This is a genomic window from Streptomyces sp. NPDC024632, assembly GCF_055559175.1.
The window spans coordinates 1-9,196 of the sequence record NZ_JBVHLD010000026.1; the positions used below are offsets into that span (position 1 = coordinate 1).

9 protein-coding genes are annotated in these 9,196 nt (G+C 69.0%); 5 read left to right on the forward strand and 4 right to left on the reverse strand.

Going from position 1 to position 9,196, the window contains the following annotated elements:
* Window positions 1-185: 185 nt before the first annotated feature.
* The 3 genes from ACZ37P_RS36150 to ACZ37P_RS36160 all read left to right on the forward strand — a co-directional run bounded on the left by ACZ37P_RS36150 (window position 186) and on the right by ACZ37P_RS36160 (window position 3,369).
* Window positions 186-1,316 carry a TniQ family protein gene (locus ACZ37P_RS36150; RefSeq protein WP_467350663.1) on the forward strand — a complete coding sequence of 377 codons (1,131 nt, stop codon included), beginning with the start codon at window positions 186-188 and terminating at the stop codon, window positions 1,314-1,316.
* Between the two features lie 125 nt (window positions 1,317-1,441).
* Window positions 1,442-2,641 carry an endonuclease domain-containing protein gene (locus ACZ37P_RS36155; protein WP_467350664.1) on the forward strand — a complete coding sequence of 400 codons (1,200 nt, stop codon included), beginning with the start codon at window positions 1,442-1,444 and terminating at the stop codon, window positions 2,639-2,641.
* Window positions 2,642-2,817: 176 nt separating this feature from the next.
* Complete coding sequence (locus ACZ37P_RS36160; protein WP_467350666.1) at window positions 2,818-3,369, forward strand: hypothetical protein; 552 nt, start codon at window positions 2,818-2,820, stop codon at window positions 3,367-3,369.
* Between the two features lie 63 nt (window positions 3,370-3,432).
* On the opposite strand, the gene ACZ37P_RS36165 is transcribed toward ACZ37P_RS36160, so the two are convergent.
* From ACZ37P_RS36165 to ACZ37P_RS36175, 3 genes are read right to left on the reverse strand one after another with little or no spacing between them, the layout of a single operon-like run.
* The gene (locus ACZ37P_RS36165; RefSeq protein WP_467350668.1) at window positions 3,433-4,065 is read right to left on the reverse strand and encodes a hypothetical protein; all 633 of its coding nucleotides are present in this window, start codon (window positions 4,063-4,065) and stop codon (window positions 3,433-3,435) included.
* Entirely contained in the window at window positions 4,062-4,652 is a 591-nt protein-coding gene (locus ACZ37P_RS36170) for an HAD family hydrolase (RefSeq protein WP_467350670.1), read from the reverse strand. Before ACZ37P_RS36170 ends, ACZ37P_RS36165 begins: the two co-directional genes overlap by 4 nt.
* Entirely contained in the window at window positions 4,642-5,703 is a 1,062-nt protein-coding gene (locus ACZ37P_RS36175; protein WP_467350671.1) for a DNA-processing protein DprA, read from the reverse strand. Before ACZ37P_RS36175 ends, ACZ37P_RS36170 begins: the two co-directional genes overlap by 11 nt.
* 963 nt (window positions 5,704-6,666) lie before the next feature.
* On the opposite strand from ACZ37P_RS36175, the gene ACZ37P_RS36180 reads away from it, so the two are divergent.
* Complete coding sequence (locus tag ACZ37P_RS36180; RefSeq protein ID WP_467350672.1) at window positions 6,667-7,209, forward strand: hypothetical protein; 543 nt, start codon at window positions 6,667-6,669, stop codon at window positions 7,207-7,209.
* Between the two features lie 905 nt (window positions 7,210-8,114).
* Window positions 8,115-8,651: a hypothetical protein gene (locus ACZ37P_RS36185; protein ID WP_467350674.1), complete on the forward strand. Its 537-nt coding sequence runs from the start codon at window positions 8,115-8,117 to the stop codon at window positions 8,649-8,651.
* Between the two features lie 147 nt (window positions 8,652-8,798).
* Here the strand turns inward: ACZ37P_RS36185 and ACZ37P_RS36190 are convergent, their stop codons facing one another.
* Window positions 8,799-9,083 (reverse strand): hypothetical protein, encoded by a 285-nt coding sequence (locus ACZ37P_RS36190; protein WP_366823769.1) that lies wholly within the window; start codon window positions 9,081-9,083, stop codon window positions 8,799-8,801.
* Window positions 9,084-9,196 lie beyond the last annotated feature (113 nt).

Genomic DNA, 9,196 nt, shown 5'->3' on the forward strand with positions numbered 1-9,196 from the left:
CCCCCCCCCCCCCCCCCCCCCCCCCCCCCCCCCCCCCCCCCCCCCCCCCCCCCCCCCCCCCCCCCCCCCCCCCCCCCCCCCCCCCCCCCCCCGGGCCCCCTTCCCCTCTCCGACGGGGCGCTGAGCCACGACCGCACCCCTACCTCGCCCTGCCCTCAACACGCCCACGTGCAAAGGCCGATGCCGTGCAAGCCTCCGCCTCCCCGCTTGTTCGTATCCCGCCCGTAGCAAGGGAACTGACAGGCTCCTGGTTCCGGAGGATGGCCGCCCCTTACGGCCTGCCCGCGCAGGACTTCCTGCGGGGCGTCCTGAGCGGCACGCACCGGGTGCAGGTGACAGGCACCCCGGGCAGCGGACTGGAACTGTTCCTCAACACACCCGCACGAACGGCCCTGGCCCACTCCACCGGTCTTCCCCTGCCCCGGCTCACCCGCCTGCTGCCCGCTCTCGCCGCCCCGCACGAACGGCTCGCGGACGACGAGAACCCTCGGGCGGCCTGGTACATGCCGGGCGAGGCATGGGTGGGAACCTGTCCTGCATGTACCGGGCGGGCCTGGCGGCCCGGACAGCCGGTACTGGTGTACCCGGGAACGGCCGGGCACGTCTGCCGACGTCACCGGCGCTGGCTCCTCGCGCATCCCGAGAGGCCGGCGAGCATTCCGCTGGAGACCCTGCCCGAGGTTCTCACCGCTCACCGACACCACTCCGCTCTCGCACGAGCCCGTCCGGATGCGGCAGACGTGGTGGCCCTCGCCGCGGCGGTGGTGTGGTCGTGGCAAGTACAAGGCTGGCGATCCGAGACGGTCTGGCAGAACCGTGTACGTCGGCTGGCCGCGGTCACGGGATCCATGCCGACGGCCGTGGCGCCGCATGCCCTGGTGTCCTACCCGGAGACGATCGCCGTGGCCCGGCTGCTCGGCGCTCCGCGCTGGCAGCAGCGGCTGCGCGAGACCGCCGCAGCCCAAGGGGCAGGCGCCGCAATGGAATTGCTGCTCGGGGAAATCAGCCGCCGGGCCGACAGGCCGTGGCTCGCGGACTGGCTGAACGCCTACACCCGCACCAGACCCAGGACGGCCGCACAAACCGATCCCCTCGATCGGTGGCTGCACCGGCTCACCGCTGCGGACCGCCTCGAAAGCAACGGCTTGTGGACGGTGCACCGGACGGCCGTACGGCCCACCGAGTACAGCGACCGCATCGGCTTCCTCACCGACCGCCGTCCCCGCAGCATCTGCGAAGAGGCCGGGGCAGCCTTCCTGACCGGTGGCTGGGAACCGGTGCCCTCGCCGCGGCCCGGGCCGGCGCCGTGCCCGTGACATCTGCCGACCCAGTCCCCGGCTCCCCCACCAGCCAACTCCGCCCCGGCCGTGTCTCGTCGGCGTCCGCAGGCCGCCACACACCCCGCCCACTCATCCCTCGCACACGAAGGAGAGACATACCCATGGCATCGATCAGTCCGGAGTACGCCAACCAGTTACTGGCGGAACTCACCGAGGGCTGTCCCGTCCCCGCGGCGCCCGCCTCGCTGTCCCGCTACACCTTCCAGATCAGCAACCACGTCCTCATCGGAGACACCGCCGTGCGCGGCTACAAGTACAAGGGCCGGTGGCGGCTGGACGATCGGGACATCCGCGCGGCCGGCGACCGACTCGCCTCGCTCCCTTTCGATCCCGACGACCTGGTCGACGCCCGTCTCTCGTCCACCGAGCACAACCAGACGTGGCGCTCACAGATCCACCGCTGGTTCGAGCACATCTCCTACCAGGACCAGAGCGCGAACGGCTGCCGCTGCGAAGGACAGCAGCCGTGCAGCGGCACCCGGCCCAACCGCTACGGGCTAGGGTGCGGAGCGACCTTCGAGCAGGTCAAGGAACGCTACGGCCGGTCACCCATCACTTGTACCAGCCCGCTGCCGCTGCTGACGTGGTCCGGCACCACCTGGATGGTCCCGCGCGCCTACGCTGCCCTCCTCGACCGCGCGGACCAGATCGCCGCCGAGTGCGTCGAACAGGCCACCCGATGCAGCCGCTGCAGCGCCACCGGTGACGTCTGGAAGTGGCGCACGTCCAGCAACAGCGGCTACACCACCCTGTGCCCCGCGTGCGCCGCCTCCGTCGCCCGCCCTTACAAGGACCACCTGCGCGGTCGGCTGTATGCGTCGCTGCTGAAGAACTCGCAGCCGGAGGCGTTCTTGTGCCGGTTGTGTCCCAGTCCTCGGCAGGCCGTGTACTGGGACCACTGCCACGCGCACGGATTCGTGCGCGGGCCGGTGTGTGCCAGCTGCAACACCTACGAAGGCGGCGGCTACAGGTTCATCCACCGGCCGGGTGCGGTCCGCCATCTCCTGCTGTGCGACGGCTGCCGCCGCGACAGGACCGTGCCGCCGCGCCACCAGCCCGACATCGTGCTGCAGACGTTCGTGCCCGACCCTCACGGCCCGTGTACGAAGCAGTCCTACTCCGCGTGGGGTGCGATTCAGGAAGACGGATCGATCCGTTTCCGGATGCGCTGCTGGCAGTGCGCATCTACCCCCGAGTGGGAACAGGTCGTGCCGGCCGCACAGGTCAGGCAGCTAGTACGGGAGTTCGTCGACAAGGCCCTGGAGGCCGGTGCCGACGGCCCCGGCCAGGAACCCGCCTGACGGCCCATCGCCTCATCGCTTCTGTTCCTGAACTACTTTCCCCAAGTCCGCCCGTGGGCCGGGCGCCTGGCAGAACGCAGCACGGACGCCGCCTTCTGCCGGGCATCAACGAAACGCGACACGTCATGGCTTGCACACTTCGAACCCGACCGCCGAGTGGGCGAGAGAAGCCCCGGGTGCCTCTCGCCAGCTTGGCGGCTGACGTCGCCGCCGAAGCGGCCGGGCTCAACCCCACCCAGGTGGTTCTCGAAGCCGACCACATCGAGGCTCTCCCCCACGAGACGCCCACGCTGGTCCTCGATCTCATCGATCAGGGCGCCAGCCCCCACCGGGCTGTCACCGGCCTCGTGCGCCACGCCATGCACGTCGCCGACGGCCTGTTGCCCGATGCTGCCGCGCTGCGGGAGCAACTCGACGACCTGGAGGGGATGCTCGCCGAATACAGCGGCGAGGAGGAGCCCGATCTCACCCGCATGACCCTGCGCTTGACTCCTCTCGATCCTCAGCGCCCCGCACGTGACCTCCTCGAAGACCTTCTTACGGGCATCCACGGCTGCTGGCTCATCTATGACGGGTGCGACGGTCTTGAGCACGACGAGGAATCCGACGCGGGCGACGTGGAGGAATGGGACGACGAGCAGATCGAGCAGCAGCAGGCCCGCAGCCGCGAACGCTTTGCCCAGCTCGTCCGCGACAGCGCAGCCCTCGATCGGGACCGGCTGATCTGACAGGGAGGCAAGCAGATCCAGCGGCCTGGTCGGCTCGTGCGGGACGGGCCGGTGGTGGTGTCGTCAGTCCTCGGAGGAGTCCAGGACTGCGGCGAGGCGCTGGTAGAGGCGGTCTTGAGCCTGGGGGTCGAAGACGGGGGTCAGTGAGGTCGTGGTGAAGCTGTCGGCGGTGAGGGTGTTGAGCTGGTACGGGGTGAGCGTGCTGGGGTCTTTGAGGTCGTAGCGGGTGTGCCAGCTGCCGTACTTGCCGACGGTGAGCATGACGATCCGCCGGGTTCCGGCTGCGGTCAGCAGGAGGCGTGCCCATTCCAGGGACATGCCGTGGGTGGTGAAGTCGTCGAGGACGACGACGGTTTTCGTGCCGAGCTTGCCGCGGTAGCCGGGGCCCAGGTGCACCGTCTGGGCCTGGGTGGCGATGGAGATGTTCTTAGCCGCCTGGCCCTGGCTGGCCTTCCAGCGCTCCAGGCTGGTGTCCGGGGCGTCGACGGCGCGGACGAGGAGGTCTTCGCGGTAGTAGCCGTGAAAGAGGGCGGCGGCCTTGTCGAGGTAGGTCTTCAGCCGCTCGCTGACCTGGCCGCTCGTGCTGCTGGGGTAGATGCAGAAGTAGGGGTTGGCGGGGATCAGGTCTTCCAGGTAGGCGTGGGCGAGGACGAACAGCATGAGGATGCTCCGGGCGTCCGAGTCCCCGATCTTCACCGGCTTTTGGTAGGTGAAGACGTCCTGGAGCTTGAAGGTGGGGCCGGGCGAGGTCGAGGCCGCGCGGAAGCCGGCAGCAGCGAGCGCAGTGACCAGTTGCCCTGGTCGGCGCGGTGCGACCAACTTGGGTCGCCAGAGAGGAACATCTCCAGGAACCTGTCGACGTCGCCGGGAGCGCGGGCGACGAGCGAGGTGGTGCCACTGGGCATCGAGGCGGCCCATGCGGCGTGCTGGTACATGACGCCGGAGTTGATGGCGGTGCGCCAGTCCAGTGCTGTGCAGCCGACGTACAGCAGCTCATACCGTTGCAGGTGCAGGGCGGTGGTGACGGCGTCGATCCAGGCCGGTGAGCCGCGCTTTTTGCCGCCGGCTATGTGGGACTGGTCGATCAGCAGGCTGGGGGCGGGATAGCCGAGTTGCTGTATCTGTTCTTTCTGGACCGGCGAGAGCGGATCGGTGGACAGGATGCACCACTGCAGTCCCCGCGCGGTCAGGCTGTGCAGCAGCGCGGCCGTCTCAGCGGCCGTAGGGGTACCGGGCCTCAGGAGGAGGGTCTTGTAGTCGAAGATGACTGCCTTAGCGGGCATGACCACCGTCTTCCTGGCCCAGCAGGTCGTCCAGGCGCTGCCGTAGCCGTGTGAGGTCTTCGGGGGGCAGGGCGCGCAGTTCCACCTCGCGGCCGAGTTGGCGCTCGACCAGGCTCAGGCCGAAGGTGGTGTGTCCGTAGGAGTCGGCCGCGCTGCGGCACAGGGCGTCGAGGGTGCGGCGTCCGGCCGTGGTGAAGATGTCGATGAGCCGCCCGGTGGGCTCGGTGCCGATCAGATCGGCCAGGTCGCCGGCGCCGGGCCAGGTGAAGCCGATGATCGGACGGCGGTAGGTGGCGGCGAAGCGCACGGTGTGGGCGGTGCCGCCGGTGCGCTGTCCCTCGGTAGCGATGACGAGGTCCGCGAGACCGGCCTGAAGGCGGTTGCGCTGGACGAACTGGGCCTTGCGGTAGTGCTCGCCGGGCAGGTACTCGCTGGCGACCGCGCCGCCGGTGCGGACGATACGGGCACGGATGTCCGCGGTCTCGGCCGGGAAGACGACGTCGATGCCGTGGCCGAGAAAGGCGACGTTGCGTACTCCGTCGCGCAGGGCCGCCCGATGCGCCACCGCGTCAACGCCGTTGGCGAGGCCGGACACCAGGGCGATCGGGTAGGCGGCCAGAGTGCGCACGGCGGCTTCGGTGGCGCGCACGCCGTCCGGTGTCACATCCCGGGTGCCGACGACTGCGACGTGCGGGCCCTCGTACAGAGCACGGGGGTCACCCTCGACGAACAGCCACAAGGGTGCGCCAGGGAGTTCGGCAAGCCGGGCCGGCAACGCGGAGGGGCCGATGATGCGGATATCGCGCTGGGCGAGTTCGTCGGCCTTGGCCCGGGCCGTCTTCAGCAGGTCGGCATGGTGGGTGCTGATCTCGTCTGCAATCTTGCGGGCGGTGGGGACTTTGGCGCGGGTGAGTTCGTCGGTCAGGCGGCTGTCGGGAACGTCCCACAGCCGGCCGAGTTGCTCTCGGTGTTCACGTACCAGCGCGTGCAGTCCCTTGTGTCCCAGACCCCGGGCGGCACCGAGGGCGAGGAGCGCGATCGCGAAGGGCATGTCGGTGACGGGCAGATCATCGGGGACCTGCCACAGCGTGGGCTGCCCGTCGGAAGCGGAACGCCCACGTTCTCCCTGAGTGCCGCGCTGATCCACCCCCGCACCCTACCTGGCATACGCCGGGCGGCACGGGTAGCACGGGCAGTGGGCGGTGGGCGGTGGGCGGTGGGCGGTGGGACGCAGCCAGCGGCCGACGGTGTGGCTTGTGCCGGGATCGCGGGCTTCGGGTCCTCGTGCATTGCCGCTGCCGGATCGTCCTCCGAAGCGGCAACGGTGGTGCTTGGCGGGAGCCGCTCTCGGCCTTTCATGTCACCGCACTGCTCCTCGGACGGCTGTAGGACAGGCACTTCAGGCTCCCGACATTTCGCAGGGATGGTCGGCGGGTCCTTCATCTTGTGTGCAAAGGGCGCCCGTGAAGCAGTGGACTGCTTAGGGTCGACGTGTCCGGGTCGCAGGAGGAAGGCAGATCGTTGGGAAAGAAGTCGAAGGCGCAGCGTCAGCGGGACAACGCGCGTGCGCGTGCCCGCGCGGAGCAGCAACGGCGCACAGCGGCGGTGGAGGAGTTCACCGAGGAGCACGCCCGGATGGTGGCGCAGCGTCACGGCGATCCGCGGTTTGTACAACGGCGCCGGGGAGTGGACGGATCGGTCGAGGTGTCCTGGGCGGCCGGGTCCGAGCTGGATGTGCACATGCGGGAGGCAATGGAGGAGCAACGGGCCGCTTTCGAAGAGAAGTTCGGACGGCCTCCCGGCCCGCACGATCCGGTCTTCTTCGATCCCGAGGCCGACGAGCCGCGTCCTTTGACGCAGGCGGCCATCGGCCGGGTGATGGACGAATTACTGGAGGCAGCGGAGGGTTCGGGAGTGGATCCCGCGTTCGTGCACGCCTGGCGCGAGTGCGGGTATCTCGTGACGGAGGACAACCGGCACACCTTCTCCGCCGCCGAGGTGATGGCCTTCAGCGATGCCGTGCACGCCTACCGGTCGACGGCGCACGGCGAACAAGAACCCGCCGGGGCCGAAGCCGTCACGGACGAGGTTCTCCCCCGACGACGGCCGGGCGGCGGCGGTCGCCAGTCTGCGCAAGGTGGTGGCCACGATCCTGGCGCGGCGCGATCCGCGCATCGCGCTACGGGTCGTGATCGGGCTGGAGCGGCTGGCGGAGGAGTCCGGGGACGAGGCCGCCGGGCTGGCAGGAGCCGTGTCGTTCGGGGTGCTGGCGGGATGGCTGGCCGGGGCACGGGAGTCGGGTCTGTCGCCGGCGCAGGCCAAGGCGGCCACGGCGTGGGTCGATGAGTACCTCGGCGACCGGGCAGGCGAAACGGCCTCCCGGATGTCAGGGCTGATCGGAGTTCCCGGAGCCGGCGATGTGACCGTGGCAGAGGTGACCGAAGACCTGGGCGACGATCTGCTGCCGGCGATGATCTGGCTGACGTGCGGCGTCGTGGCCGTCGCCGGAGCAGGCAACGCCGACTGGCTGGAGCAGTTCGACCTCGACGTGCCCTGAAGACAGAAGAAATGGGTGCCGAGAAGGCCGTGCACGAGGGACCCGCGCTGGATCCGCCGGTGAAGGTGATACAGATTCCTCGCCTGGCGAAGGCCGTCGGCCCGGGCTGGCACGCCGTACTGCACCGTTTGCACGAGCAGTTGGTCGCCCGTTGGCCCGACTACCGGGCTGTTGGGGTGAAGGAGAAGTTCGGGGGCTACGGGTACAGATCGATGCCGGTGAGCGGGCCGCCCGCGAGGCGGCCTCGCGGTTCGTCAGGGCCGCCGAGGCGGAGGCTGCCGTGCTCTGCGAGTTCTGCGCGGGCTCGGGGCGGGCGCGGCCTCGCGGTGACGCACCAGCCGGGTGGATCAAGACCGTGTGCGCCGACTGTCACCGCGCATGGTCCGCCCGCGAAATCATGATCACCAACGGTGCTGTCCGGTATTCCGCACGGGCCCCGCACAGTCCCGCAGCGCCTCCCCAGGACTAATACAGCCAGGGGGCAGCCCTTGCGCCAGCCAGCTCAGGCTCACCGGCCCCAGCCCCTCACCCCTCGACCTGGCCTGACCCGCTGACGCAGCCGACGGCCTTCCAGCCACGAAAGGAGCTATCCGACCACGGCCAGCCCCACCACTCTCGGCCGCTACTACCGGCCGCCCACTAACGCTGAGCAGTCAACGCTCATAGTGAGCAACTCTCAGAACCCACAGGTCACATCACCTCAACCGGCGCAACCCATCAACCTACCCGCAAGTAACTTCTGGCATATCCCACTCATTAAACTGCGCAATGCGCAGGTCAGTCTCAAAGAGCTGCTCACTTTCAAGGGAGCCGCAACCGTCGCCACGTCCACCGACCTGGGCAACAGCACCAGCACCACCTACGGCTACGACTCCGCCACCCACCAGACCACCTCTGTCACTCCGGTGGCTGGCGGCTCCCTGGGCGGGCAGACCTTCAGCTACGACAAGTACGGACGCCTGGCCACGGCCAAGGACGGCCGGAACATCACCACCACCTACGCCTACGACGACGCGGACCGCATCACCTCGGTCACCTACTCCGACAGCACTCACCCCGTCGGGTACACCTACGACGGCTTCGGCCGCGTCCGGACCCGCACCGACGCCACCGGCACCGGCACGTACACCTACGACGACCACGGGCACCTCGCCACCCGCACCGCCACCTCCGGCGGCGGCACCCTCACCTACGGATACGACAAATCAGGCAACCTGACTACTGTCACCGACGCCCGCGGCACCGCCACCTACACCTACGACGACGCAAACCTCCTCACCCAGCTCATCACCGCCGCGCCGACCTCAACCAAGATCCGCTTCGCCTACGACGACCACGGCCGCCGCACCGACACCTGGTACGGCACCGACACCAACCACACCATCTACAAAGCCCACGTCCACCAGGACTACGACGCCTCCGGCCGCCCCTCACGAGTCTGACTGGGTTCCCGGCATGCTGAAGCTGATAGGGCGACGTACCGATTGTGGGAGCCAGGCGTCCGCTTGCACCCGGGTCTGCCGCTCTTCCGATGTCACTCGGTCAGAGCGGTGGCACTCGCGCTTGGCATGTCGTCGGCGGGACTTCGTTCACTTCCAGAGCTGCCCGTCCCTCTTCTTGGAGCGCGAAATTCGTGAGGCCCAGAAGCCGACGCCCATGACCACGGCCCCGCCGATAATGAGAGCAAGAATATTGAGGAGCGCCCCGACCATAAATGGGATAAGACCGACGGGAAGAAGCCATCGCAGCAACGGCCCGTCCGGGAACCTACGAGCATCCCAAACAAATCCAGCCAAAAGAGCCACCATGACGAGTATGCCCACCGGCGCAATGCCTCCAGTGGACGAATACTTGGCGATCAAATCATGACCCATGGATTTTCTGTCCAATCCTGTACAACCGCGCGAGACCGTGGCGGGGGGGGGGGGAGCCCCTGCCCAGCGCAGCACCACGCCCGACACCCTCCACCCCCCCCCCCCGACAAACC